Annotated in this window: 26 protein-coding genes and 1 pseudogene; 15 read left to right on the top strand and 12 right to left on the bottom strand. The window is 66.4% G+C overall.

Features of this window, described 5'->3' with window-relative positions:
* Positions 1-23: 23 nt before the first annotated feature.
* Positions 24-1,952: an alpha/beta hydrolase gene (locus tag ACFOY2_RS02125; protein ID WP_379526167.1), complete on the bottom strand. Its 1,929-nt coding sequence runs from the start codon at positions 1,950-1,952 to the stop codon at positions 24-26.
* A 173-nt stretch (positions 1,953-2,125) separates the two neighbouring features.
* Complete coding sequence (locus ACFOY2_RS02120) at positions 2,126-2,425, bottom strand: hypothetical protein (protein WP_379526166.1); 300 nt, start codon at positions 2,423-2,425, stop codon at positions 2,126-2,128.
* Positions 2,426-2,553: 128 nt separating this feature from the next.
* Here ACFOY2_RS02120 and ACFOY2_RS02115 point away from each other — a divergent pair, with 128 nt between their 5' ends.
* Positions 2,554-3,567 carry a hypothetical protein gene (locus ACFOY2_RS02115; RefSeq protein ID WP_379526165.1) on the top strand — a complete coding sequence of 338 codons (1,014 nt, stop codon included), beginning with the start codon at positions 2,554-2,556 and terminating at the stop codon, positions 3,565-3,567.
* 91 nt (positions 3,568-3,658) lie between these two features.
* Here ACFOY2_RS02115 and ACFOY2_RS02110 read toward each other — a convergent pair whose 3' ends face one another.
* From ACFOY2_RS02110 to ACFOY2_RS02100, 3 genes are all read right to left on the bottom strand, one after another.
* Positions 3,659-3,985, bottom strand: a complete 327-nt coding sequence (locus ACFOY2_RS02110; protein ID WP_379526164.1) for a hypothetical protein — start codon at positions 3,983-3,985, stop codon at positions 3,659-3,661.
* A 174-nt stretch (positions 3,986-4,159) separates the two neighbouring features.
* Positions 4,160-4,366 carry a DUF397 domain-containing protein gene (locus tag ACFOY2_RS02105; protein WP_379526163.1) on the bottom strand — a complete coding sequence of 69 codons (207 nt, stop codon included), beginning with the start codon at positions 4,364-4,366 and terminating at the stop codon, positions 4,160-4,162.
* Positions 4,354-5,175 carry a helix-turn-helix domain-containing protein gene (locus ACFOY2_RS02100; RefSeq protein WP_379526162.1) on the bottom strand — a complete coding sequence of 274 codons (822 nt, stop codon included), beginning with the start codon at positions 5,173-5,175 and terminating at the stop codon, positions 4,354-4,356. The genes ACFOY2_RS02105 and ACFOY2_RS02100 overlap by 13 nt, the downstream gene beginning before the upstream one ends.
* 570 nt (positions 5,176-5,745) lie before the next feature.
* On the opposite strand from ACFOY2_RS02100, the gene ACFOY2_RS02095 reads away from it, so the two are divergent.
* Entirely contained in the window at positions 5,746-5,928 is a 183-nt protein-coding gene (locus ACFOY2_RS02095) for a hypothetical protein (RefSeq protein WP_379526161.1), read from the top strand.
* Positions 5,925-6,215, top strand: coding sequence for a hypothetical protein (locus ACFOY2_RS02090; protein WP_379526160.1), 291 nt, complete (start codon positions 5,925-5,927; stop codon positions 6,213-6,215). The genes ACFOY2_RS02095 and ACFOY2_RS02090 overlap by 4 nt, the downstream gene beginning before the upstream one ends.
* 318 nt (positions 6,216-6,533) lie before the next feature.
* Here ACFOY2_RS02090 and ACFOY2_RS02085 read toward each other — a convergent pair whose 3' ends face one another.
* Positions 6,534-6,914 carry a hypothetical protein gene (locus tag ACFOY2_RS02085; protein WP_379526159.1) on the bottom strand — a complete coding sequence of 127 codons (381 nt, stop codon included), beginning with the start codon at positions 6,912-6,914 and terminating at the stop codon, positions 6,534-6,536.
* Between the two features lie 16 nt (positions 6,915-6,930).
* Positions 6,931-8,235, bottom strand: a complete 1,305-nt coding sequence (locus ACFOY2_RS02080) for a transcriptional regulator (protein WP_379526158.1) — start codon at positions 8,233-8,235, stop codon at positions 6,931-6,933.
* A 355-nt stretch (positions 8,236-8,590) separates the two neighbouring features.
* Here ACFOY2_RS02080 and ACFOY2_RS02075 point away from each other — a divergent pair, with 355 nt between their 5' ends.
* The 4 genes from ACFOY2_RS02075 to ACFOY2_RS02060 all read left to right on the top strand — a co-directional run bounded on the left by ACFOY2_RS02075 (position 8,591) and on the right by ACFOY2_RS02060 (position 10,882).
* Positions 8,591-8,773: a hypothetical protein gene (locus tag ACFOY2_RS02075; RefSeq protein WP_379526157.1), complete on the top strand. Its 183-nt coding sequence runs from the start codon at positions 8,591-8,593 to the stop codon at positions 8,771-8,773.
* On the top strand, positions 8,770-9,060 hold the full coding sequence (locus tag ACFOY2_RS02070; RefSeq protein WP_379526156.1) for a hypothetical protein: 291 nt from the start codon (positions 8,770-8,772) through the stop codon (positions 9,058-9,060). Before ACFOY2_RS02075 ends, ACFOY2_RS02070 begins: the two co-directional genes overlap by 4 nt.
* A gap of 548 nt (positions 9,061-9,608) precedes the next feature.
* Entirely contained in the window at positions 9,609-10,124 is a 516-nt protein-coding gene (locus ACFOY2_RS02065; protein ID WP_379526155.1) for a hypothetical protein, read from the top strand.
* A 149-nt stretch (positions 10,125-10,273) separates the two neighbouring features.
* Positions 10,274-10,882 carry a hypothetical protein gene (locus tag ACFOY2_RS02060; RefSeq protein WP_379526154.1) on the top strand — a complete coding sequence of 203 codons (609 nt, stop codon included), beginning with the start codon at positions 10,274-10,276 and terminating at the stop codon, positions 10,880-10,882.
* On the opposite strand, the gene ACFOY2_RS02055 is transcribed toward ACFOY2_RS02060, so the two are convergent.
* Complete coding sequence (locus tag ACFOY2_RS02055) at positions 10,863-11,399, bottom strand: hypothetical protein (protein WP_379526153.1); 537 nt, start codon at positions 11,397-11,399, stop codon at positions 10,863-10,865. The two genes, ACFOY2_RS02060 and ACFOY2_RS02055, sit on opposite strands and share 20 nt — an antisense overlap.
* Positions 11,400-11,635: 236 nt before the next feature.
* On the opposite strand from ACFOY2_RS02055, the gene ACFOY2_RS02050 reads away from it, so the two are divergent.
* The 3 genes from ACFOY2_RS02050 (at position 11,636) to ACFOY2_RS02040 (ending at position 14,767) form a co-directional block, all read left to right on the top strand.
* Entirely contained in the window at positions 11,636-13,192 is a 1,557-nt protein-coding gene (locus tag ACFOY2_RS02050) for a PP2C family protein-serine/threonine phosphatase (protein WP_379526152.1), read from the top strand.
* Entirely contained in the window at positions 13,189-14,238 is a 1,050-nt protein-coding gene (locus tag ACFOY2_RS02045) for a cobalamin B12-binding domain-containing protein (RefSeq protein ID WP_379526151.1), read from the top strand. Before ACFOY2_RS02050 ends, ACFOY2_RS02045 begins: the two co-directional genes overlap by 4 nt.
* Before the next feature lie 85 nt (positions 14,239-14,323).
* Positions 14,324-14,767: a group II truncated hemoglobin gene (locus tag ACFOY2_RS02040; protein ID WP_379526150.1), complete on the top strand. Its 444-nt coding sequence runs from the start codon at positions 14,324-14,326 to the stop codon at positions 14,765-14,767.
* 8 nt (positions 14,768-14,775) lie between these two features.
* On the opposite strand, the gene ACFOY2_RS02035 is transcribed toward ACFOY2_RS02040, so the two are convergent.
* On the bottom strand, positions 14,776-15,405 hold the full coding sequence (locus ACFOY2_RS02035; RefSeq protein WP_379526149.1) for a MarR family winged helix-turn-helix transcriptional regulator: 630 nt from the start codon (positions 15,403-15,405) through the stop codon (positions 14,776-14,778).
* 128 nt (positions 15,406-15,533) lie between these two features.
* Between ACFOY2_RS02035 and ACFOY2_RS02030 the strand changes: the two genes are divergently transcribed.
* From ACFOY2_RS02030 to ACFOY2_RS02020, 3 genes are all read left to right on the top strand, one after another.
* Positions 15,534-16,505, top strand: a complete 972-nt coding sequence (locus ACFOY2_RS02030; RefSeq protein WP_379526148.1) for an aldo/keto reductase — start codon at positions 15,534-15,536, stop codon at positions 16,503-16,505.
* Positions 16,506-16,603: 98 nt separating this feature from the next.
* Entirely contained in the window at positions 16,604-17,713 is a 1,110-nt protein-coding gene (locus ACFOY2_RS02025; protein ID WP_379526147.1) for a Gfo/Idh/MocA family protein, read from the top strand.
* 312 nt (positions 17,714-18,025) lie between these two features.
* On the top strand, positions 18,026-18,388 hold the full coding sequence (locus tag ACFOY2_RS02020) for a VOC family protein (RefSeq protein WP_379526442.1): 363 nt from the start codon (positions 18,026-18,028) through the stop codon (positions 18,386-18,388).
* Between the two features lie 77 nt (positions 18,389-18,465).
* Here ACFOY2_RS02020 and ACFOY2_RS02015 read toward each other — a convergent pair.
* Both ACFOY2_RS02015 and ACFOY2_RS02010 read right to left on the bottom strand, forming a co-directional pair.
* Positions 18,466-18,721, bottom strand: a pseudogene (locus tag ACFOY2_RS02015) (transposase family protein); the annotation flags it as partial.
* A 68-nt stretch (positions 18,722-18,789) separates the two neighbouring features.
* The gene (locus ACFOY2_RS02010) at positions 18,790-19,086 is read right to left on the bottom strand and encodes a hypothetical protein (protein ID WP_379526146.1); all 297 of its coding nucleotides are present in this window, start codon (positions 19,084-19,086) and stop codon (positions 18,790-18,792) included.
* A 206-nt stretch (positions 19,087-19,292) separates the two neighbouring features.
* On the opposite strand from ACFOY2_RS02010, the gene ACFOY2_RS02005 reads away from it, so the two are divergent.
* Complete coding sequence (locus ACFOY2_RS02005) at positions 19,293-19,793, top strand: hypothetical protein (protein WP_379526145.1); 501 nt, start codon at positions 19,293-19,295, stop codon at positions 19,791-19,793.
* Between the two features lie 20 nt (positions 19,794-19,813).
* Here ACFOY2_RS02005 and ACFOY2_RS02000 read toward each other — a convergent pair whose 3' ends face one another.
* The gene (locus ACFOY2_RS02000; RefSeq protein ID WP_379526144.1) at positions 19,814-20,629 is read right to left on the bottom strand and encodes a DinB family protein; all 816 of its coding nucleotides are present in this window, start codon (positions 20,627-20,629) and stop codon (positions 19,814-19,816) included.
* A 455-nt stretch (positions 20,630-21,084) separates the two neighbouring features.
* Between ACFOY2_RS02000 and ACFOY2_RS01995 the strand changes: the two genes are divergently transcribed.
* A complete protein-coding gene (locus tag ACFOY2_RS01995; protein ID WP_379526143.1) occupies positions 21,085-21,561 on the top strand; it encodes a hypothetical protein in 477 nt (158 codons plus the stop codon).
* Positions 21,562-21,669 lie beyond the last annotated feature (108 nt).

The following is a 21,669-nucleotide window of genomic DNA, read 5'->3' as shown; positions in this document are numbered from 1 at the left end:
ATCAACCTGACGGCGCGGAGCATCTAGTCTCCCGTCGGCGTGGGTGAAGGCTGTGGGGTGGGCGACGGCGGGGACACCGGTTCCGGTGAAGGGCGTGGCGGAGGTGGCGGCGTCAGATGGGGCGTTGGAGGCGGCGCCTGTTTCGGCGTCGGCAGCTTCGATACTTGATCGTACTGGCCGTTGATAATGAATCCCATGTTTTTCAGAGACGCGGACTGGCTGTCCCAGTAACCGGAGTGTGCACCAATGTCGTACCCGGTGAAAGCCAGGGGACCCGACACTGGCGTGGGACGGACGAGGAAGCGGTTGGCGCCGAAGGCGATGTTGCTGGGGTCGGTCCCGAAGGGGCCCGCACCATTCGGGAACCAGGGGTTGAGCAGGCCCGAGATGGGGTTCCGTCCGCCGCTGATTGCAAGATGTCCGAGGTCGGCGACGGGGTCCTGCGGTGACTCGCCCACCCAGACTTGCTTGACTCCGAGATCGCCGGCCCGCTCCGCCATCGTCCCGGGGCTTCCCACAAGAATGAGTTGGTCGGCGAAGGTCCCTTTCCGTGTTTGCGCGGCCATGCCGGTCACCACGCTGCCGTAGCTGTGGCCCAGCACGGTGAATCGCGGTGTGCCGGCCGGTTGATGGGTGGTGTGGAGACCGTCGAGGAAGCTGGCCAGTGGCCCTGCCCCGGCCTGGGCGAGGTTGGGCGACGCCACGGAGGTGTTGGCCCAGAGAATTCCGGCGTCGAGTTGTGGTGCCTGGTAGCCGAGCCAGATGATCGAAGCGGTTTTCGTGTGGGAGGGGGCAGAAGCGTTGGCCCGGTCCCACAGGGTCGCGGCGCGGGTCGCGTCAGCGCCGATCCCCTCTAAGGTGCTGCCCGTACCCGGCACGGAGGTGACCACCGAGTCGGCCTTGTCGGGGTCGCCGAAGGAGATGGCGGTCTTGCCGAGTCCGCCCAGTTCGAAGTGGAGCAGGAGGGCCGGTGGGCGACCGTTGACTGCGCCCATCGCCAGGCTCTTCTCGACGGCCTCGATCTGTCGCTGTTCCGCTTCCAGTGCATCGATCTCCGTGCGTATGCGTAAGTGCCGCCCCCCTTGCTTCATACGCTGCTCCAGCTCCGCCAACTGCTTGGCAAGAGCATCCTTGCGTAAGCCCAGGTAGGCGCGGTTCGCGCTGTCGCGGGTGGTGGCGGGTACGCCGTTGAGCGAGCCGATCAGCTGTGGCGCGGCGTTGATGAGCCGTTGGCGGGCGGCCGGGTCGAGGAGCTGCCACCAGGCGTTGACCCGGGCGGCGAGAGTCGGGTCCTTGCCGGTGTTCTGCGCCGCCACGACCTTCTCCAGCGCTGAGGGGTCGCCGGTCGCGGCAGTGGTCAGCATGGTGCCGAGGCCGCTCGGGTCGGGGGCGGACCCGCCGAAGAGCCCGAAGCCGAGCACGGCCGCGTTGGCCAGGTCGCCGTCGGGACGCTGTTGGAGTACGGTCAGTCGCCTGCGCAGGTCGGTGGCCTGTCCGGTGGCCCAGGAGCCCACTGCCGCAACTTGTTGGGCGGGCGTGGCGCTGACGCATGCGGAGGCCAGCGCTGCGGAGAGCAGGCTTCCCGCGGCGGGGAGGTCGTGCCCGGCGCGCTCCAGGTCGGCCACCATGCGGGTCATCGCCTCCACGTTCATCCCGGCGTAGCCGCCGCCCGTGGACGTGGCGACGGGGAGCGGGGTTGAAAGCGACGGCACGGTGGCTTGGCCGCCGAGGGCGCGGATGCGCTCGACGATCTGCGTTGCGGCAGTTTCAAAGGCCCGCTGAAGCCGGGTGCGCTGGTCGCGGGTGGCCTGTGTGAAGGGGCCCGCGCCGCCGCCGACCCAGGCGTGGGCCGCCATGTGGCGCATGCTGGAGTCGAGCGCGCTGATGTGGTCGCCCGCCAGTCGCACCACGCGACTGAGGGCTTCTTCTAAACCGGCTGTCTCGCCCCCCACAAATCCGACGATGTCACGCGTTACGGCCGCTCGTCCGCGCTACATGCGGAGTCGTTATGGGAGGCGCCCCGACCGCAGGCCCTCTGCCTAAAGAGGTTGGTGTGTCAAGCTTGTCACGCCCTTCTCCGCGGTAGTCTGGCCGGCGGCAGTACTCATGCTGGTGTAGGACGGTGTCACGCCAGGTAGAGGCGGTCACGAAATGCGCCACGTTCCTCACGCTTAGCGGCTGCCACCTTTTCGATCACAGCCCAGTCATGCCCGTGGACCGCAGCTAGCGCGCGAAGAACCTCGTACACATCGGCGATCTCCTCCGCGACCTCGGCGCGGGAGGCTTCGTTGAGCTCGGCGGCCTCTTCAAACAATTTCGCCAGCAGGGCCTTGCGATAGTCGACCTCGTCGAGGACGGTAATGACCGGTTCTCTGCCGCTTTGGCGGATTATATCCGGAATGTTGTCCCGTACCAGCTTGCCCATGCTCGGCGTCCTCCACTCCCCCATGACCTACACGCAAGGCGCCTGAGCCTATCGAGCCCCAGTGACATTCCCGTGATCGCGAACTACCCTGAATCGGTCAATATCGCGATCAAGGCTGGCATAGACGAATGACTGTGGAGTTCTTCCGCGAAGAACCGACCGCCCGCTCCTCATGGCGACTGGCGGTGCTCATGGGCGCCAACGTGCGTACCTACAAGTTCGCCTTGGGCGGGGCGTTGCTGGGCGCCGCCGCCGAAGGACGTACCGACATCCTCCTCAGGGACTTGGCCAAGCCGTACGCGATGAGCCTGGTGGAGCACCTGGCTCAAGCGCCGCAGGCATCGCCGAAGGTGGTTGCCAGCGAATCGGATTTCCTGTCCGTGGCCCGGGAGGAGGCCGCTGAGTCCGTACGGCTCGGTTCCCCAACCGAGAAGCTGCTCGCTGTCGCGATGAAGTCGATGACCGACATGGTGATGCAGAAGTTCCATAATTTGCGTGGCGGTGGCAGCACTGAAGTACCCCACCACTTCTACGAAGTAGCGGGTACCTCTCGGGAACGTGTGGTCAAGCTGACCGACCATCTCCGTGAGGTCGCTCTGTCCGAGCAGAAGCCGAGCCTGCAGGCGGAGTTGGCCGCGCGGTGGAGCATCGTTGAGACCTCCTTCGCCGCCGGGGTGGGCCGAAGCCTGGTCGAGGAGGGAGTCGCCGTCGACTTGGAGGCGATGCAGATCACCGACAAAGAACGTCGGCGCTCGGTCGCGGGGGTCACCGAGGCCGTCATCGGGTTTCAGCATGGCCGCTGCATCATCTGCGCCGATCCGCTCATCCCTGACGTCGATGACGTCGCGGTCGACCACGTGTTCCCGTACTCGTTCAAGCGGCTCCTTGCTGGTGCGAACATCGACCTGGACGCGATCTGGAACCTCGCCCCTGCACACTGGCCCTGCAACAGCCAGAAGAGCAACCAACTGCCCAAGCCGGGCCAGCTCACCCGCCTGGCCCTGCGGAACGAGGCGATCATGCAGTCACCTCATCCGCTGAAGCGGACTCTCCAACTGACTCTGAAGCGTCACGGCTTCACAGGTGGACGCGTCGGCGAATGGCGGGACTTCATCCAGGGAGTGCGCAACCATCTGGGGTAGGCGCTCGAAGCGCGGTTAAAGGACCCGGCGCTGGTGCAGGATCTCGAATCTGCCCGGCCCATTTCGATGCACTCCCGTGGGGAGTGAAGGCTTACAGCGCAACGCTCAACTCGAAGTCCGGTGCGTACAAGGCTGGGTCTAGAAGCTCGCTGGCGGGAATTCCCGCTTTGTATGCCTGAGTGAGGATCCGATCCATGCGTCCCACCGCATAGCCCATGTCCGGCTCAGGGTCGTCGATGAGGGAGAACCCCGCAGCCTGACGACCATCGGTCCACACGTCTCCCAGTAACCGTTCTTGCTGGTCGTATACACCGGCCCGCCGTACCGGGCCGGTGGCCTTGAAGTCGTAGGAGTCGTTCTTCGAGACGGAAATGGGGGTGACGTAATCATAGAAACGAGGATTCGGGGTGTCAGTCATCGGAAGGTCCTTTCCAGCCGACGTCGGCGTCCAGGACGGTTGGGCACCTCAAGCTGGCCTGTACGCGACAACCTGCTCAGCTGTGCTGAACCACTGGTCGTAACCGGCGGGCAGAGCCGCCGGTTACGACCGTGCCGTGTAACGGCTATGGAGCTCGTCAATGCCTTTGGTCGGTCAGACGTTGAACTCGCCGTGCGTTGCGCCGTGGAGGAACGCGCTCCACTCATCGTGAGTGAAGATCAACGCAGGGCCAGACGGGTTCTTGCTGTCACGCACGGCTACGACATTCGGAAGGTTGGTTGCCACTTCGACGCACTGGCCGGTATCGCCGCTGGCAGTCGCCTTGCGCCACTCCGCTTGATCCAGGTTCACTTCGACCATTTTCTTATCGCATCCCCTATTGCCCGTTGCGAGACTGTTTGTGGGTGTGCGTCCGCTCTGATGGTGTCATATCTCACCTTGAGTTGCGCTACTGCATCGTGATCGCCGGTGACGTGGCCCAACAGGATCGAGTCCGCCGACACCACCTCAGTACCGTCGTGTAGACGTGCGAGCGCGAATGCGCTGATCATGCCGACCACACAGCCCGCCGCGACGGGCACCGTCTGGATGGTGATTCGCGGGTGCTGCGATAGCTTCTGCAGGTAGTGAAGCTGATTCAGGAGAACTGTCGGACCTCCGATGGGACGATCGAGCACGCCCTCGTCGATCAGGGCCAGGAAAGCCGGCGGGTTCGGCCCGTCGAAGATCTGCATGCGTCTCGTTCGCGCCTGAACTCGCTCCTCCACCCGGTCGGGAGGGGACGTCGTGGAGAAGATGGCCCGCGCGTACTCCGGGGTCTGGAGCAACCCTGGGACCAGCAGCGGATCCCATGATTGAAGGATTACCGCCTGAGGCTCTATCTCCTCCACCCATCGCGCAAACCAGCCCAGAGTGGGAGACTGGGAAATTTTCCTGTAAAGGCGCACGAAGTGGCTGTCTAGCTCGAAAGCTCGATCTGCCGCCTCGGCGAACTCAAGCGTTGGCGTTCGCCGGCCTCTTTCGACGTGGCTAATGAGGGAAGTGTGACATCGCATTCGGGAGCTTAGGGATATTTGAGAGAGTTTCGCCTTCTTTCGGTAGTGCTCAAGCTCGGAGGCGAAGCGCACCCTCGGGGACATCTGATCGTTGGCGTTGGCTTCCACTCCCATTCTCCGATCGTCGCGCCACCCACTCTATGACCAGGCGCACAGCAGTACGCGGCGATAGAGCGACAGGCTTGTGACAGCCAATACAGAGCCTACGTCTTCTTTTGTCGTTCGGTTTCGCGAGATGAAGGCCCTGCTAGTCGCAAATATTGCTCATGCTTAGGTTCCACGCAACCGCACAAGACACGACTTCCGTCGCGTTCGGCGAACGGATGCCCGCGTCCGATATGGAGGTGATCAGCAACATGAGGTGCCGCCTTCAAGGCCACAACATGAGCAGAGCGGAAGAGGCATGGGCAAATCGTTATAACTGCATAGAAATAACGACCTTCCGCTTTCCGTCTCGATCGCGCGGAATCACGTTACGCGGGTGCCGCCGAGGCTGGCTCAGCCTGACATATCGGAAGTAGGCGGCCGCGGCTTAAAGGTCATCGAGATGACAGCCGCAGGACGCCGTCAGCGTGGAGATGCACATCGCAGAGCGCCTCGATGGTGGGGCAGAGAAACGGCGGGCCTGTCTCAGCGAGGCAAGCGTTGAGACGGGCCCCTAATCGGACACGGGAGGTCCGACTCATGGGCAACTCAACCACAGACCTACGATTTACGCCCCTGCTGTCAACCGACATCCAGGCCGTACTGGAGAAGCACGGCTACCGACTGCCGTCCGGCAGCGACTACGTCCAAGCGCTGGTCCTGGCTCGCGTCGGCTTCGTCCTCAGGAACCTCGTCGAGACCTTCGAGGGGAGGACCCGGTGACCGAGCACGGCGAAATCCCCGACTTCCACGGACTGCACACCCGACCGCTCAAGCCCGGCCACACCAAGCTCACCTGGTACGAACCCGCGCACCGGACACAGCGCATCCGCATCGTCCTCCACACCTGCGAATGCCGCCACACCGTCTACGAACTGTGCTCCACCGCCGGCCAGAGCTTCATCCGCCGCACAGACCGCGAGAAGGGAACCGTCCACGAAACCGCCTGGGCGCTGACCGCCGACGCCCAAAAGACCTTCAGCCAGATCCTCATGGGTGAAGCCTGGTAAAAGCGGCGCCGCGCCTTCCGAGATGAAACCCCCTCCATCGCCGGTACAGAACGACTCGATGGAGATGCCCCCTACACCTGGGTCGTAGCCGGGTGTCCGCCGCAGGAGCGTGTCCGGCCTGGTCCAGCGTGGCGCAGACGCCGCCCAGCACCTTCCGGCCGGTCACGATCGATGTGCCCTCGACCAGGTACGCGAGTCGAGGGCCTCATTGCGTCGGACGAGGGCCAGGCCCCGGGCAGGTCGAGCCTCACAGCTCGCGGGAAATGGCGCAGGGCCCGTCGAAAAGGACATCTCGGTTACCCGCCTGCCCTACAGGGGTCAGGGCGTTGTTGGTGCCGACGCCTTCGTGATCTGCTCGATGTGATCGAAGATGTCGGCGTCGGTCTCTCGCTGCCATGCGGGAAGCCCGCCCCAGTCGGCGACGTACGAAGGTTTCGGCTCCGGGATGTGCTTGTAGATTTGCCCGATCCAACAGATGGCGACGAACCGTCCACGCTGCTCACGGGTGAGTTGGGCCGTGTTGCCACCTGTGACTTCGATGAAGGCGCGCACCTGTTCGCAGACGGCTGTCGCGGCCTCACGCTCCCATTGGGGCGTTTGTTCCCATGGGGTGATGTAGCCAGGTTTCGGCTCGCCGGGGTAGTGCTTGAACACGCCGCTGATCCACGCTTCCCGGAAGATCCGCCCCAACTCGTTCACGATCAGTCCTTTCTACTCATGCTGCTGACGTGATCAGACTGCTGATGTTCGCGTTCAATACGCCCACTCGCTGATCACCAAGGATTGGCTTCATCTGATCTTGCAGGCCGCGCAGGCGACGAGCGATGAACTTTGAGCCCGTCTGCCTGGCGAGCTCGACAGCGCGGTCCCCGTACGACACCACCTGATCCCGATTCCCGCGTTGGAGACCCAGAGCGGCCAAGTCGATCAGGACTCCCCCTCTGCGCCGCTCTGACAGCTCCTGCGCCAATGCCTCAGTCAGAACGCGTTCCGCCAGGTCCGGCCGACGCAGCGTCACGTAGCAGGTCCCTCGCTCCTCGGCCAGTCTGTCCCCGTCGAAGCGCAGCCATCCGCCGTTGTGCACCGGCCCCTTCAGGTCCCGAACCAGCTCGGCCTGGTCCAAGGCTTGCTGACACGCGTTCAGGTTGCCGAGCCCTGCCCACGTTTCGGCCTGGACAGCGGCGATCCAATGTCGCGTGCACAGGCTGCTGTCACCGCGGCGAGCAAGGCGCAGCGCGAGATCGAGCATAGGCTCGGCCTTGTCGAACCGCCGCTCGTAGACGCCGATGTAGGCGTGGCGGGTCATCGCACAGGCCCACAGGTCAAAGGCGTCGGCCTCCTTGCCTGCGGTGGCCGCCAGCGTGTAGCAGTGAGCGGCGTCGGTGTACTGGTCGCCGTCAAAGAAGATCTCGCCCGCGAGCTGGAACAGGTCAGCGGTCAGCGCGCACAGGCGTTGCCGGAATTCTGGGCCGTTGGGGTGCTGGAGGGTGCGGACGAGAACCGCCAAATGATCCTGGACGAGCGGGTAGATCTTTGCCTTGGACGGTGCGAGAACGAACACCCTCCACAGGTGCGAGTTCAGCACCTCAAACTGATCCACGCCCGCATGATCAACCCGACCGGTCCGTCCAGCGTGCAGGACCCGTTGCACGTCAAGTTCGTCATCCCATGGCGGAGCGGCGATCGCTACTCCCGCCATGCTGAACAGGCGAAGCAACTCCCGTCGATTCATGTCGTCAAGCTCCTGATCTCGCGGCGCCGGCACGAACGAGGGGGCGGAGATGCCTGCCGTGGAGTTCAGGAGACGAAACCGGGCCTGAACCTCGCCAGGGGCCATCCGAAGAGCTGTGTCCAGGATGCGCTGCTGGTTGGTTCCTGGGACGAGAGTCGGGGTGGTGTCCCAATTGGCGATCGTCCTGGGTGCGACCCCAAGGTGGCGGGCGAACTCAATCTGGGTGTAGCGGAAAGCCTGCCTGAGCGCGGCGGCCGAGCTGCCAGTCCAGGTGGTCAAGAGGTCCACTGCCGCACCTCCACGTAGGGCGTGCTTTCAAGATTACTGTGCGTCGTGACGGGCCTGCGGTCAAAGTGCAGTGTGGATGCAGCGCCAGTGCGGTGCTACGCCATGGCGTTGCCTGGTCACAGAGTGCAACAGTCAGGGAGTGGCCAACAACTCCCCGAACACCGCACCCCCAACTGCCCGGCGGGACGGAACATGCAAAGGACATGGGTGACCGTCAGGCCCCTTCACGGATGGGTGATGAGCATCCACCCTTCTCATCGCAGAGCGCCTCGATGGTGAGGCAGAGAAACAGCAGGCCCGTCCCAGCGCGGCAACGCTGAGACGGACCCTAAATCGGACAACGGAGGTCCGACCCATGGGCAACTCAACCACAGACCTACGATTCACGCCCCTGCTGTCAGCCGACATCCAGGCCGTACTGGAGAAGCACGGCTACCGGCTGCCGTCCAGCGGCGACTACGTCCAAGCGCTGGTCCTGGCTCGCGTCAACTTCGTCCTCAGGAACCTCGTCGAGACCTTCGAGGGGAGGACCCGGTGACCGAACGCGACGAGATCCCCGACTACCACGGGCTGCACGCCCAGCCGCTCAAGCCCGGCCACACCAAGCTCACCTGGTACGAGCCTGCGCACCGGGTTCAGCGCATCCGCATCGTCCTCCACACCTGCGAATGCCGCCACACCGTCTACGAACTGTGCGCAGGCGCCGGCCAGGCATTCATCCGCCGCACGGATCGCGAGAACGGGACCGTCCACGAAACCGCGTGGGCGTTGACCGCCGACGCCCAAAAGACCTTCAGCCAGATCCTCATGGGCGAGGCCTGGTGAGAGCTGCGCCGCGCCTTCCGAGACGGAACCCTCCATCGCCCCCCGACACCTGGGTAGTGGAAACATCGCTGCGACCATCAGAAGCAGCGGCAGGGAACCTTGGGCGGTGACACCGAAGTTTGAGCGGTCAGCGCGCCTGATCGTGGACATAGAGCCTGACCGTGCTGCAGGAGATCGAGACGTCGTGCTCGTCCATGAGTCCCGTCCAGACCCTGTAGGGCCGTGACCGTTCTCGATCATTGAGTTGATGAGGTGCTGGACCCGGTCGGTGACCGAGGCAGGTGGTCTGGGCCTTGTGGATACTCCGACCCCAGGTTCGTCCACAGCGAGCGCTCATGTGGCGGTAGCCGTACGGAAAGGCGCGCTCGCCGTCTACCTGCGATGGCAGGGCCCGGCAGGAGTGGATCCACAGCCGGTGTTCAAGCGTGGCGAGTCGGCCCTGAAGCGTACGCTGGACCAGCTCGCACGGGCCGCCTGAGCCTGATCCCGAGAGCGGCGCATCGATTCGGTCGGCAACGCGGCTGTGGCCCACCTATAAGATCACGCGCATGTCGCACAGCTTCTACGACTTGGCCTTCGGCGTCGATCCGGGGGGAGCCAGGAAGGGCACCCACTACGTTCGAGGCAGCCTCGAAGAGATAAAGCACGATCTGGCCGCAGAGCTTGCGGAGGAGATCAACCTGTACCTGCTCTGCTGGTACGGCGCCCGCCTGACCCTGGACGTCTACCAGCAGGGGAAGCAAACCGACTCTATCGATCTGCATCCGTTTCTCACAATCTCGATATCGGGCTACCCGGACATCACGTTCACCGGGCCCGAGGAGCCGGTGGGATACGACTTCAAGGCGGACGATGAAGCAGCGGACGAGACGAAGACCCTGTCCTACCGCATGTTCGCCGGAGCACTCGGGGACACGGTCGACGTCAGCGTCCACTGGGACCGCATCGAGGTGCCACCCCTGCGCGGGGAGATCGCACGCGAGGGAGACGTGGTCGAACTGCACCCGCTCCCCGGGCACTTTAGGCAAACCGCCGCTTATGGCTACCAGGACTTCGAAATGTGACCTTCTGCCTATGCTGAACGCCCCTGCTGCCGTCCGCTCCCGCACCGGCGACGGCCTCCGCAACCTCCTGGCCGAGGACGCCACGGCCGCACGTCGCCAAATATGTAAGGCAGCTTGCAAAGTATCGTAAGGCGCCTTACGGTCATCGGGTGATCAACAAAGAACGGCTGTCGTACGACGAACTCGTGGCGCTGCTCGGTGTCCCCTTCTCCGTCGAAGACGCGCGCGCCCGCTGGGCCTCGCTCGTGGAGGAAGCCAAAAACGGCAGCACTGTCATGATCACCCGAGAGCGCTGGGAATGGGCCGGGCTGGTGCCGCTGTCGAAGGTGGGCGGGGTGTGGAGCGGCCTGCCCCTCGTGCCGGTGTCGACGGCGCGGTCCAAGCTCGGCGACCTCGTCCGCCAGGTCTCCGACCCCTACGGGGAGCCAGTGCTGCTGGGCCGCCACCGCACCCCGGTCGCCGGCCTGGTCGCGGCCCATGTCCTGCTGGACAGGGCGGGTCCCTCGAGCTCTTCGGCCGCCGATGCGTTGCTGGTCGGCGGCCACACCATTGCGCTCTCCCATGATCCCGTGGAAGGGCTCGTCGTGGCCATCGCCCGCGATCAGAACGGCGCCGAGGTCTCGGCCGGGGCGGGGCGTGACTCCCGTGAAGCGCTGCGCGCCCTCGCCGAGCCGGCCCCCTGGAGTCGGCCGGACTGGCCTGCGGCCGGCATGACCAGCGCGTCCGGACCGGAGCGTCTCACCGAGGCCGGCGGGTGACCACGGAACTGAGCCAGGTGGCTGACGAGTGGACGGTGGTGAAGCGGAAGACACGCAAAGGAGCAAAGCGTGGATCATCGATGCGCCGCTGGATGTCCGCTCGTCGCGCCGCGTGCTGAGACCACGCCCACCAGGCAGGATGATCCCGCCGGAACCATTCCGCCACGGTCTCCCGGTTCCCGTTGAAGATCGACTCACGGAGAAGCGTCCTTCGGAGCGACCGCCGCAGAATCCGGGGCATGATGACCCGCCGGGGGTAGTCCAGCCACACGATGGTGTCAGCACGCTCCCACAGCAGGTCACGGACCTCCGGGTAGCCGAACGAGTCGAAGACCCAGGCGGGTGACCGGGTGATCTCAGTGACCTGAGCGGCAAATCGCTCGTTCTCGGCCCAGCCGGGGCCGGCGAAGTACAGGGCGTCCATCTCGTGGTAGGGCACGGCGAGCCGACTGCTCAGTGACCGTGCCATGGTGGACTTGCCTGCCCCGCTGATGCCCACGACGAGGATGCGCTGCATCCCAACGATCATGAAGACCTCAGATCACCCAAAGATCAAATTCGAAACAGTCCCGGGAGCCGTGGGAGGCCCACGGACCCGCCGCGTTACAGGGTCGGCCAGCGGGGGTGAAAGATACTACAAAGAACCATATGACGTGACAAAGGTCACGGACCGCAGCCCGTAGAGTGACGGATCTGGAGGGGAATCTGGGGCGAGGCACGATCGGGATGGTGTGGGAGGACGCGCCATACCCGATGCTGACGGTTGATACCGCCGGCATCATCGAGCACGCGAACGAGACAGCCCGGCTGCTTCTCGCCGGCGCCGCCGCCGGCGTACCGCTGGCGCGGGTCGCCCCGGCCTGGCTGTCGCGGGCCCACCGCGAGGTCTGCGCCGGGTTCCATACCGATCAGAGGGCCTGCGGGCCCGTCGGAGGGCCGATGTTCGAGGCGCATCCCGTGCACGCCGACCGTGACCGTGTCACGTGGTGGCTCGTCGACGTCGACGATCATCAGCGGGCCGCCGAGGAACTGCGCGCCGAGCGGGAGTGGACCGCGTTCATGGTGGAGGCGTCCGTCGAGCTGCTGTCGTCGCTGAACCTGGAGCGTTGCCTGGAGGCGACCGCGCGCCTGGCCGCCCGGCGGCTCGCCGACGCCGCGCTGGTCGTCCTGCCGCTGGCCCCTCGCCGGTACGCGATCGTCTCCTGCGACTCGCGAGGTGAGGTGTCCCACGAGCGGGAGTCCGTCGATCCCCGTACGGTCCCGGGGCTCGCGGAGGCGCTGCAGGGCTTCCCTCCGGCGCCCGCCCGGTGGCTCGATCCCGCCGAGGTACCCGGCTGGGTGCTGGGTGAGCGGGGCGGCAAGGTGGGCTCCGTGGCGGTGATCGCGCTGCCCGGTCATGGTCTGGCCGCAGGAGCGCTGGTGCTGCTGCGGCGTACCCCTCAGGCCGGTTTTTCGCAGGCCGAGAAGGTGTTCGCGCCGCTGTTCACCGCATGGGCCGGCGCGGCGATCTCAGTCGCGCGACTGTACGCCGAGCAGGCGGCCATCGTCGAGACCCTGATGGCCGAGCTGCTGCCGCCCGAGGCGCCGCCGCTGGAGGGCGTGGAGCTGGCGGCCCGTTACCGGCCCGCGGGCGACAGCGAACACGTCGGCGGCGACTTCTACGACGTGCATCCCCTCGGCGGCTCCGGCCGGGAGCCACTGGTGGTGCTGGGCGACGTGTCCGGCAAGGGTCTGGAGGCCGCCGTGCTCACCGGCAAGATCCGCGACATCCTGCGCGCCCTGGTGCCGCTGGCCGACGACCACCATCGGGTGCTCGAACTGCTGAACGGCGCGATGCTCACCCACGGAGATCCGAGGAGCTTCGTCACGCTTGTCCTGGTCTCGATCGAGCGTCGCGAGAACCAGGTCGCGTTGCGGGTGACCAGCGCCGGGCACCCGCCACCCCTGATCCTGCGCAACGACGGCCGCGTGGAGCCGGTCCACGCCGCCGGCACGCTGATCGGCCTGGTGGAGCACGTCACCAGCGTCACCGAATCGGTGCTGCTGGAGCCCGGCGAGACGTGCCTGCTCTACAGCGACGGCATCGTCGAGGCCAGGGGCGGACCGCTCGGCGACGAGTTCTTCGGCGAGGAGCGGCTGTGCGAGCAGCTCCGGCAGTGCGCCGGCATGCCCCCCGAAGCCCTGGCCGATCGCGTCCAGATGCTGGCCTGCCAGTGGGTCGGCGGTGGCGAGCACGACGACATGGCGGTCGTCGCCATCACCGCGCCCCAGGAGCCGTCTCACCGCGCCTCTGGGCACCGGCTGCCATGAGGGACGACGTCGAGGAACACGTCGAGACGTTGTGGGCGGCGGCGACGGCCGGGGACGAGCACGCCGCCGCCGACGCGGCGCTGGCCGCGCTCGACGCCGGGATGCCGATGGAGACCCTGCTGCTGGACGTCGTCGCCGCGGTGCAGTCGCGCGTCGGCCGGGAATGGATGGCCGACCGCATCACGATCGCCCAGGAGCACACCGCCACGGCCGTGAACGAGCGCGTGCTCGCCGCCCTCGCCCGGCACCCCTCCGCACGGGGGAACCAGGAGCCGGACAGGGGCCGCATCACGGTGGCCTGCGTCCACGGCGAGTGGCACGCGTTCCCGGCGCGGCTGCTGGCCGAGGTGCTGCGCCTGCGCGGCTGGCACGTCGACTACCTGGGCGCGCAGGTGCCCACGCCGCACCTGGTCGCCCACCTGCACCAGACGAACCCGGACGCGGCGGCGCTGTCCGGCTCGCTCGCGCCCCGGCTGCCCACCGCCCACGCGGCGATCACGTCATGCCAGGCGGTGGGCACGCCGGTGCTGGCCGGTGGCGCCGCCTTCGGCCCGGACGGGCGCTATGCCCGCCTGCTCGGGGCCGACGCCTGGGCCCCCGACGCGTGTGCCGCCGCCGACCTCCTGGCCGGCGGGCCGCCGCCGCGCCCGCCCGCGTCCGGCCGGAGCGCCTCGGAGCCGGCGCACCTGGCCGGCCCCGAGTACACCGCCCTCACCGGGTCCGCCGCGGACCTGGTGAGAGGCGTCGCGGACGAGCTGACCCGGTGTGTCCCCGAGCTGGCGTCGGCTTACGCCGAGCACCGGCTGGGACGCCCCGCCGACGACGTCGCGTCCATCGTCGACCACCTGCGGGCCGCCCTGTACGTCGACGACCCCGAGCTGTTCGCCTCCTTCGCGGGCTGGATGGCGGAGATCCTCACGGCGCGCGCCATCCCGGCGCGCGTGCTGCTCCCCGTCCTGGAGGCGCTGGCCGAGCGCCTGCCCGGCGCGCCCCGCGCCCTGGCCATGCTGGAGGAGGCGCGCGACGTGGCGCGGCCTCCCGTCTAGTTCTTGATGCCGGTGAGCGTGACGGTGCCGCTCTGCCTTGGGACGACCATTGTGGTCTTTGCTCCGGCCCTGGCACCCTCAGCGCATGGAGAACGTGTATGAAGCCGCAGGTGGCAGCAAGGGCCTGCTGCGCCTGGCCGAAGCGTGGCACGCCAGGGTGATGGCCGACGACGTGGTGAGTCACGCCTTCAGCCATGGATTCCACCCTCAGCACAGCGAACGACTCGCCGCATACTGGGCCGAGGCGCTCGGTGGCCCTGCCACTTACTCCGGCAGCTATGGAGACGAGACGTCGGTCGTGCGGATGCACAGTGGCAACGGCCCGCACGAGGAGATGGATCGCCGGGCGATCGCCTGCTTTGACCAGGCGCTGAAAGACGTGGGGCTGGACGCGCCTCTCACCCAGGTACTGCACGACTACTTCGCCTGGGCCACCACAACCACGATGGCACGCTACCCCGAGTCCGCTGATGACGTCCCGAAGGGCCTGGGCATTCCCCGATGGTCATGGGACGGTCTGCAGCGCTGAACAGCCCGTCAGGACGCCGATGTGTCGGGCGGAGTCGGCGCCGCAGAGCCCGCGTCGAGTTGCCCGCGCTTGATGGCGGCCTCGACTGCGGTGCCGATGCGGCGCAACGTCGTCAGCTCGTGGGGCTCGAGCTCGTCCATCAGGTATTCGCGGACCGCTGCGACATGTCCCGGTGCCGCCGCCACGACGGCCTGGTAACCGGCCTCGGTCAGCGTCGCGTTGGTGCGCCTGCCGGAGCCGGGGATCCGGGTTCGTGCGATCAGTGCGCGCTTCTCCAACCGTCCGACGACATGCGACAACCGTGACAGCGACGCCGACGTTCGCGCGGCCAGATCGCTCATCTGTAGCGTGCGCGCCGGTTGCTCGGACAGGACCGAGAGCACCATGTACTCGAAGAACGTCATCTGGGCCTCGCGCTGCATCCGCGCGTCCAGGGCAGCCGGCAAACTGATCATGATCGCGGAGTTGGCCAGCCACGCCGCCAACTCGTCGCGGCTCAGCCATCGCGTTTCGACAACCGGTGCGGTGGACTCCCCCGCGCCGGACCCTTCTGCGGCAGGCGCCGTCACATCGGATACCGACTCGTTCCGCGGACGCCGGTGGCGTTGTCCTTTCGCACCCGCTGTGGTTTTCGCCATGAGGCCATGCTAGCCAGGGCTTGTTGACTCTTCAAGTTTTAGGGAGTACTTATTGATGAATCAAGTTCCCCTCCGCGCCACGCACTGAAACGTGGGGCTGGCGAAGCGATCCAGGAAAGGACCATCGGATGCACACCACGTCGCTAGGAGGGCTCAAGGTCTCGCGCATCGGCCTTGGGACCATGGGGATGTCGGCGTTCTACACCGGCGCCGGCCGTGACGACGCCGAGTCGATCCGCACCATTCAGCGCGCTGTGGACCTCGGCGTCACGCATCTGGACACTGCCGAGGTGTACGGGCCCTACGTCAACGAGGAACTGGTGGGTCGCGCCGTCAAAGGTCGTCGGGACGAAGTCGTTCTCGCCACCAAGTTCGGCCTGCTCTCCCACGCTGGTCGACCGGGCCCAGACAGCACCCCCGCCAGCATCCGCGCAGCTGTCGACGGGTCGTTGCGGAGGATGGGAACCGATCACATCGACCTGTACTACCAGCACCGGGTCGACCCCGGCATGCCCATCGAGGAGACGGTGGGAGCGTTGAGCGAGTTGGTGGCTGCGGGAAAGGTGCGCCACATCGGACTGTCGGAGGCGTCCGCGTCGACGATCCGCCGGGCACATGCGACTCATCCAGTGGCCGCCGTCCAAACCGAGTACTCGCTGTGGACGCGCGACCTCGAGGCCGAGGTGCTGCCCACGCTGCGTGAGCTCGGGATCGGGTTGGTTCCCTATTCGCCGCTCGGGCACGGTTTCCTCGCCGGCACTATCCGCTCCCTTGACGGCCTGGACGCTGCCGACTGGCGTCGCACCAATCCCCGGTTCGCCGGTGACAACCTCACGCGCAACCTGCGCATCGTGGAGGAGGTGCGTGCGGTCGCCGACGACGTCGAGGCCACGCCCGCGCAGGTCGCTCTGGCCTGGCTGCTCGCACAGGGAGAGGGCATCGCGCCTATTCCGGGCACCAAGCGTGTTGACCGGCTCGAGGAAAACAGCGCTGCCGACGGCATCCGACTCACCGCCGGCCAGATCGCCCGTCTGAACAGAGTGCCGCCGGCGTCCGGAGATCGCCATGCCGAGCCCGACATGGCCGCCATCGACCGTTGAGAGGCCGCAGGGCGGAAGCCACGTCCTTGCGTGATCAACCAACAGAAGCAATAAACCGGGCGGTACGGAACGGCCGTACCCCGGTCGCAGATGAATGAATGGAGCTGTACATCATGACGAGCAATGTGGTTCGTGTCGGCATCATCGGCGCGGACACGAAGGCGAGTTGGGCGGGGGCGTCGCACATCCCCGCGCTGGCGGCACAGCCGCAGTTCGTCCTGGCGGCCGTGGCGACACGGCACGAGGAGAGTGCCCGCAGCGCTGCCGAGGCCTTCGGTGCCGAGCGTTGGTTCGCCGATCCGCTCGAGCTCATCCGCGATCCGTCGATTGATCTCGTCACTGTGGCCGTCAAAGTCCCGGCTCACCGCGAACTCGTGCTCGCAGCTCTCGCGGCGGACAAGGCCGTGTACGCGGAGTCTCCGCTGGGCGCGACCGTTGCGCAGACAGAAGAGATGGCTCACGCGGCCGGCTCGCTGCACACGGCGATCGGACTGCAGGGCCGGCTCAACCCCTCGGTGCGCCGCGCGGCAGAGATCATCGCGGAGGGTCGGCTCGGGCGGCTGCTCTCGGCGCGAGTCGCCGCGACGACGTTCGGGAACGGCCCGGAGTCGGTGAGCGCGTACGCGTACTTCGACCAGGCGGCGGCAGGAGCCGGCTTCCTGACGATCGCGGCGGGCCACGTTCTGGATGTGGTCGAGGCGGTTCTCGGTGACATCACCGAGATCGACGCGCGCACGGAACTCCTCTGGCCGGAGGTGAAGCTGGTAGACACTGGCGCGACCTCCGTCCGGGAGGTCCCGGATCACCTCGACGCCATCGTCAAGACCTCGTCGGGCGCCCCGGTGGGGGTGCAGATCCTGGCGGGCGTACCCGCGAGCGACGCCCACTTCACCCTGGAGGTCCGCGGATCGAACGGCTGGCTGAAGCTGACCGGCAATCACCCCGCGGGCGTTCAGGTCGGCGACCTCGCGCTGACCTCCAACGTGGACTTCAGCGCGCCGGACAGCCCCGCCGCCACGGAAACCGGCCCGACCGCCGCCGACATCTGGACTGGTGCGTCCATCAACGTGGGCGAGGTGTACGCCAGCTTGGCGCGCGACATCGCGAACGGGACCCACCACACCCCGGGGTTCGCGCACGCCCTCCACAACAGCCGCCTGATCGCCCGAGTCGAGCAGGCCGCGCAAACCGGCGTCCGGCAGCAGTAAAGGTGCTACGCCACTCGGGCGGGGCAAACTCAGGACTGAAGCGTTCTCGTCTGGCGAGACTGCCATCACCTTGGGGCGGGTAGGTGGTTGAGGGTGCCCTGTCGGCATACGGGTCAGGCATGTGTGAACGTGCGCGGGCCGAACACAGTGTTCGACGATGGGATCGTGGTGCGTCCGAGCAGTGCGCCACGATGATCCCCAACGGGTCGCCATTCCGGAAGTAGAACGTCCGCAACTGGCTGTAGCGTGTCCCCGCGGCCAACATCGACGCTTACGTGGGAGGGTGCACCGGTGCGATCTCGAACGGGGGGTATGTGGTGGGGAACCGCCGTCGAGGCGCCCGATCCCGGCGCTCTGGCGAGGTTCTACTCCGAGCTGCTCGGGTGGCCCATCGGCCATGAGGAGCCAGGAACGACGATTCTCGCTGCTCCTGAGGGATCCATCTATGTCGTGTTCCAGCAGGCGACCGGTTACCAACCTCCCGTATGGCCGCCTGTCGATGGGCAGCAGCGTCCGATGATGCACTTCGACTTCCAGGTCGGAGACCTGGACTCCGCGGTCGCCGAGGCTGTGGCCCTCGGAGCTTCGGTCGCCGCGGAACAGCCGCGAGACAATGTCCGGGTGCTCTTGGACCCGGCTGGTCACCCCTTCTGCTTGTGTCGCGACGACGGCTGATCGTGCGACCGTTCATCGGCAGGAGCGGACATGCCGGCCGGTGGATGTGATCGATCGTCGCGACGGCACGCACCTGCCTTCTGCGAGGCGGGCTTGTTACGGCCTTTGTACGGCACGCGCACGTGCTCACCAGCGCCGACGTAACCCTTATCGGCCGGAGTGAACAGATCGGCGGCCTTGAGACGGCGCAGGATGTCCCAGATCCGGGCGGCTTTGAGGTCGTGGACGGAGCCGGGCAGGGAACCGGAGGTCCAGGATCTGGATGTTCATGTCGTGCTTCTTGTGCTTACCGGAGTAGTAGGGCCGGTCGGCGACCGCACGGTCGATTGCGAGTTCTCCTGCGCGGCAAGCCCTCGACCTGCGGTTTCAGGTTGGAAAACACTCGATGGAGCAATTACGTTCTAGTCACCCAGAAACCACAGATAGAGGTGTGATCCACTTTCCACCTCCAAACAGAGTCGTTCGATCTCTATCGCCGAATCTTCTCCGAGGGCCTCGCGGACGGACTGGTTGGCGATTTCCTTGCGCAGCCTTTCGGCCTGTCGGGAATTGAACATCGTGTCCGCGTACGGCAGCAAGCTACCCAAGAACGGGAAGGTGTCTTCATCTATGTGCTGGAGCGTCGCCATCCAATCCAGCCTGCAGGATCCGTGCAGCACGATTTCGCCACTCTCTGTGCGCACCTGAACATTGATCATAGTCACCTCATCAGTCTGGGTGGACGCTCTCCTGCGCATCCCCCACTGCCGGACGAGCGCTTCCGGCGCCCCCGTTCTTACGACGACCACGACGGATTGGCCCTTAAAGTCAGCTGGACGCGTACGACCGGCATTGGTTTTGTGGTGGAATATACCGAATGGAACGGGCGAGACAGCTGGTCGGCGAGATACTCCTGTATTGTTTTGTGGCCATTCTGCTCACCGGCGGCTTCCTGGCCTTCTACTACACGCCCAGTGGCCAGATGGTGTCGTACGACGGCGGCTATGAGCCGTTACGCGGTGTACCGATGAGCGCCGCCTACGAGCACGTCCTGCGGATCTCTTTCGACGTGCGCGGCGGCCTGCTCATCCGGCAGATGCACCACAACTCCCTGGCTCTGTTCGTGCTGGGCACCGTCGTCTGGGCCATGCTCGGACACTTCCGATACCCGCCCGCGCTGCTCAGCCTGGGCCTGACCCTGCTCAGCGGACTGGCCGGTTACGGATCCGCCGACGACCTGCTGTCCGGCACCATCCTGGGGAAAATCCCCATCGTCGTGTGGTACGGCCTGCATCTGCTGAACGCGCTCGCCCTGGCTGCCACGCTTGTGATCGCTTCTCGCCGGGAAGCCGCCCGCCAGCCCAGAACACCGGCTTTCGTGGCACTGAGCCTCGGCCTCACCGCGCTGATATTTCTTTGGCCCTGACCGCCACCCCGGGCCCAGCGTCAGCGCGCTTCGAGCGCCGCGAGGTCGCGCACCATGTAGCGGCGGTGTTCGCACTCCTCTATCATCACCACGAACAGGCAACTGCCGACCGAGCGCGGCTCCTCGGGATAGCCGGGCGCGGGTGCGCGCGTGCACATCCGTGCGAGCTCGTTTTCGGTAAGGTCGTCGACGATGCCGCGCACCAGCGCCATGCGGCCGGCGCGCGCCTCCATCACCGCCACGTACGACGGGCGCGCGTCGAGGTCCATGCCGAGTGCCGCCGCGTCCGCCGGCGGATAACCGGTCTGGGTGAGGCCGAGCCGGTGGAACGGCATCGGTTCGTCGAGGATCGTCCGGCTTGCCCAGGCGTCGGTGGCGAAGAGCAGGTGGCGGAGCGTCTCGACGAAGGACCACTCGCCGTCGACCCGTTCGTGGCGAGCCGATTCCGGCAGCCTCTCCGCGCGGGCGACCGTTTCCAGCCAGAGCCGTTCGATGGTGTCCCACATCGCGCGGTAGTCATCGGCTGTCCGCATCTCTTGCAGCTGGACGCGCTCGGGGTGTCGCCGGTTGAGCTCGGCCTCGACGAAGGGGGTGACGTCCACGTCGTTGACGAGGAAGTTGCGCACGTCTCCTGACACGTTGACGTCCACGAGCACGGAGTCGACGATCTTGATCTGGCGCATGTCGCAGTCGCGGAATTCTGCGGCGGCGAAGGTGGCGCTCGTGAAGCTCGCGCCGCGGAACACGTCGGTGTTGTCGTACTGCCTTGCCATTGCGCCATTGTGCCCATACGGGCCGTGACGGTACAGCGTCGATGCCGACACGTTGAAGATCACGCTTGCCGGACCAGAGCGGGGATCTGCACGCTGTGGCGGCTCAGCCCGAACGCCGCAGGTCACCGGACGCGTCCCGCGTACCGTCGGACCTCGAAAGACGCTGGCAGGCGTTGAGACGTCTGGAAGCCGTCGTCCAGGAGGCACTGGACCGCGCGCCGTAGAACGAGCATGGCCTGTCCGTCTCCGAATACACCCCCTCCTCTACCGGATGGGGGTGCCGGTGAGGATGTAGCGCTTCATCGCTTTGTACGGATGCCTTTCTGGTCGCGGGCGCGAAGTCGCGGGCACGGGTGAGCTTCCGCCGGACGGCGTTCACGGGATGCAGTGGGCCGGAGGGTTGAAAGCGACGCCGGATTCCCGGCAAGTCAGTTGCAATCGACCGCCGTTGTCCGGCAAGTCAGTTGAAATCGGTGCACCGCACAGTATGGCCATCCCGCCTGAAAGGACGGCCCCCGATGCCGATCTCCCGTACTCTATCCGGCCTGGCCATCGCCGCCACCACCGCCCTCGCGACCGTCGCGGCCCTCTCCCCCGCGGCCCAGGCCGCCGACGCGGCGACCAGCGCGTGGGGCCCCTACTACGCCCCCGGCAAGGCCGCCAAGGCCACCGGAACCCTGACGGCCACCGGTGAGGACCACGAGGTGCTGCCGACCGCCGACGTCGTACAGGTCTCCGGCAAGGTCTACGACAACACGCGCGGCCCCGCGTGCGGCTGGGCCGTCTTCCGCATCACGTACCGGTCGGGGAACAACCTGCCGTTCCGGGAGCGCTGGGTCCGCGGCTGCTCGTACCGCACCGCGCAGAACTTCTCGTTCAAGTACCACGACGTCTACCAGGTCGAGCTGAAGGTCTGCAGCGAGCGCAAGGCCGCCAAGCCGTCACTCAACTGCCTGTACGCGGGCACCTGGAAGACCCTCTACCTGTCGAAGTAGGGACATCGGCCGCGACGCCTCCGGGAGCCCCTCCTGCCCGGCGGCGTCGCGCCGCTTCCGGCGCCGGCGAGCATCTCCCCAGGGCCGACCGCGGTTCGTCGGGTCCGC

The sequence above is a fragment of the Nonomuraea purpurea genome, from assembly GCF_042650645.1.
Classification (GTDB): Bacteria; Actinomycetota; Actinomycetes; order Streptosporangiales; family Streptosporangiaceae; genus Nonomuraea; species Nonomuraea purpurea.
The sequence above is the reverse complement of the archived record's forward strand: the minus strand, read 5'-3'. Positions and strand labels throughout refer to the sequence as shown.

What these genes read in the sequence shown, in the direction of transcription:
- ACFOY2_RS02025 (WP_379526147.1), top strand. Translation starts at nt 16,604, where the DNA reads ATGGAGCTGTACATCATGACGAGCAATGTGGTTCGTGTCGGCATCATC.
- ACFOY2_RS02010 (WP_379526146.1), bottom strand. Translation starts at nt 19,086, where the DNA reads ATGATCAATGTTCAGGTGCGCACAGAGAGTGGCGAAATCGTGCTGCAC.
- ACFOY2_RS02110 (WP_379526164.1), bottom strand. Translation starts at nt 3,985, where the DNA reads ATGACTGACACCCCGAATCCTCGTTTCTATGATTACGTCACCCCCATT.
- ACFOY2_RS02100 (WP_379526162.1), bottom strand. Translation starts at nt 5,175, where the DNA reads ATGGGAGTGGAAGCCAACGCCAACGATCAGATGTCCCCGAGGGTGCGC.
- ACFOY2_RS02075 (WP_379526157.1), top strand. Translation starts at nt 8,591, where the DNA reads ATGGGCAACTCAACCACAGACCTACGATTCACGCCCCTGCTGTCAGCC.
- ACFOY2_RS02055 (WP_379526153.1), bottom strand. Translation starts at nt 11,399, where the DNA reads ATGCAGCGCATCCTCGTCGTGGGCATCAGCGGGGCAGGCAAGTCCACC.
- ACFOY2_RS02115 (WP_379526165.1), top strand. Translation starts at nt 2,554, where the DNA reads ATGACTGTGGAGTTCTTCCGCGAAGAACCGACCGCCCGCTCCTCATGG.
- ACFOY2_RS02045 (WP_379526151.1), top strand. Translation starts at nt 13,189, where the DNA reads ATGAGGGACGACGTCGAGGAACACGTCGAGACGTTGTGGGCGGCGGCG.
- ACFOY2_RS02095 (WP_379526161.1), top strand. Translation starts at nt 5,746, where the DNA reads ATGGGCAACTCAACCACAGACCTACGATTTACGCCCCTGCTGTCAACC.
- ACFOY2_RS01995 (WP_379526143.1), top strand. Translation starts at nt 21,085, where the DNA reads ATGCCGATCTCCCGTACTCTATCCGGCCTGGCCATCGCCGCCACCACC.
- ACFOY2_RS02050 (WP_379526152.1), top strand. Translation starts at nt 11,636, where the DNA reads ATGCTGACGGTTGATACCGCCGGCATCATCGAGCACGCGAACGAGACA.
- ACFOY2_RS02105 (WP_379526163.1), bottom strand. Translation starts at nt 4,366, where the DNA reads ATGGTCGAAGTGAACCTGGATCAAGCGGAGTGGCGCAAGGCGACTGCC.
- ACFOY2_RS02065 (WP_379526155.1), top strand. Translation starts at nt 9,609, where the DNA reads ATGTCGCACAGCTTCTACGACTTGGCCTTCGGCGTCGATCCGGGGGGA.
- ACFOY2_RS02035 (WP_379526149.1), bottom strand. Translation starts at nt 15,405, where the DNA reads ATGGCGAAAACCACAGCGGGTGCGAAAGGACAACGCCACCGGCGTCCG.
- ACFOY2_RS02030 (WP_379526148.1), top strand. Translation starts at nt 15,534, where the DNA reads ATGCACACCACGTCGCTAGGAGGGCTCAAGGTCTCGCGCATCGGCCTT.
- ACFOY2_RS02120 (WP_379526166.1), bottom strand. Translation starts at nt 2,425, where the DNA reads ATGGGCAAGCTGGTACGGGACAACATTCCGGATATAATCCGCCAAAGC.
- ACFOY2_RS02020 (WP_379526442.1), top strand. Translation starts at nt 18,026, where the DNA reads ATGTGGTGGGGAACCGCCGTCGAGGCGCCCGATCCCGGCGCTCTGGCG.
- ACFOY2_RS02040 (WP_379526150.1), top strand. Translation starts at nt 14,324, where the DNA reads ATGGAGAACGTGTATGAAGCCGCAGGTGGCAGCAAGGGCCTGCTGCGC.